Raw genomic sequence first — 1,699 nt, 5'->3', positions numbered from 1 at the left:
GCCGAGGGGAGGGTCGGCGGGAGGGGCAGTGGGCAGGCCGGGGAGCGGGTCGGTCGTGGTCGGCACGGCAGCGATGGTGCGCGATCCGGTCCCGGGCCACCCCGGGAACCCGGAAAACACCGCACGGTCGGCGTAACCACGCAGGAGCGAACGCAGGGTGCAGGGTCGGCAACGCCGGAGCCGCACCACAGGAGCGGCGACGCAGGGCCGCGTCCCCGCCCGGTACGCCCTGAGGCGGCATCTCCGCCCGGTACGGCCTAGGGCAGCAGCCCCCGCAGCGGGAACACCGCGCGCCGGGTCGCCAGGACCGCCTGGTCCAGCCGGTCCGCCGGGTCGTAGCCGTCCTCCCAGGAGGCCCAGGAAACGGGCCACCGGCCGTCGGTCATCCGCACCGGCCCCAGCTGCCGGGTCCGGGCGTACACCTCCTGCCGCCAGCCCTCGGGGATCATCGTCACCGGATCCACCGGCTTCCCGGCCGCGATGCCCACCAGATGCGTCCAGGACCGCGGGACGACCTCCACCACCGCGTAACCGCCGCCGCCCAGCGCCACCCACCGGCCGTCGGCGTACTCGTGCGCCAGTTCGTGGCACGCCACCTGCACCGCGCGCTGCGCGTCCAGCGACACCGCCAGATGGGCCAGCGGATCCTCGAAGTGCGTGTCGGCCCCGTGCTGCGTCACCAGCACCTGCGGCCGGAAGTCCGCGAGCAGCTCCGGCACCACGGCGTGGAACGCCCGAAGCCACCCCTCGTCGCCGGTCCCGGCAGGCAGGGCGACATTGACGGCGCTGCCCTGCGCGCTGTCCGCCCCGGTCTCCTCCGGCCACCCGGTCTGCGGGAACAGGGTCCGGGGGTGCTCGTGCAGCGACACCGTGAGGACCCTCGGGTCCTCCCAGAACGCCGCCTGCACCCCGTCCCCGTGATGCACGTCGACGTCGATGTACGCGACGCGTTCGGCGCCCAGCTCCAGCAGCCGGGCGATGGCCAGCGCCGCGTCGTTGTACACGCAGAACCCCGAGGCCGCCCCCGGCATCGCGTGGTGCAGCCCGCCCGCGAAGTTCACGGCGTGCAGCGCCTCCCCGCGCCACACGGCCTCCGCCGCGCCCACCGACTGCCCCGCGATCAGCGCCGACGCCTCGTGCATCCCGGCGAAGGCGGGATCGTCCGTCGTCCCCAGCCCGTACGACTGGTCCGCGGACGCCGGATCCGCCGACGCCGCCCTGACCGCGCCGATGTAGTCCTCGCGGTGCACCAGCCGCAGCGTCGACTCACCGGCCGTCTTCGCGGCGACCACCGAGACCTCGCGGTCCAGCCCCAGGGCGCCCACCAGACTCCGGGTCAGCACGAGCCGGACCGGGTCCATCGGATGGTCCCGGCCGAAGTCATAGCCCGTGACTGCCTCGTCCCACATCAGCTGTGTGCGGCCGCTCATGCCCGCCACCGTATCGGTCCGGTTCAGGAGCGAACGACCTGGCATACACGAGTGCCACCAGGACCAACACCATCGGCACAAGCATCGCCCCGCGATAGCTCCAGACGTCCCCGAGCACCCCGACCAGTGGGGAGCCGATCAGGAACCCCACATAGTTGAAGACGTTGAGCCGCGCGACGGCCGCGTCCGACGCCCCCGGGAACAACCGCCCCGCCGCCGCGAAGGTCTGCGGCACCAGCACACAGAGCCCCAGCCCCAGCAGCGTGAAC

2 protein-coding genes are annotated in these 1,699 nt (G+C 73.5%); both read right to left on the bottom strand.

Features of this window, described 5'->3' with window-relative positions:
* Window positions 1-257 precede the first annotated feature (257 nt).
* Window positions 258-1,430: an acetoin utilization protein AcuC gene (locus AOK11_RS32360; protein WP_055597247.1), complete on the bottom strand. Its 1,173-nt coding sequence runs from the start codon at window positions 1,428-1,430 to the stop codon at window positions 258-260.
* Window positions 1,381-1,699: MFS transporter (locus AOK11_RS32355; RefSeq protein ID WP_157869493.1), on the bottom strand; the 319-nt coding region annotated here is incomplete at its 5' end. The genes AOK11_RS32360 and AOK11_RS32355, both read right to left, overlap by 50 nt.

Origin of the sequence: Streptomyces hirsutus (genome assembly GCF_001418415.1) — a bacterium.
Taxonomy (GTDB): Bacteria; Actinomycetota; Actinomycetes; order Streptomycetales; family Streptomycetaceae; genus Streptomyces; species Streptomyces hirsutus.
This window is presented reverse-complemented; position numbering and strand designations above follow the sequence as displayed.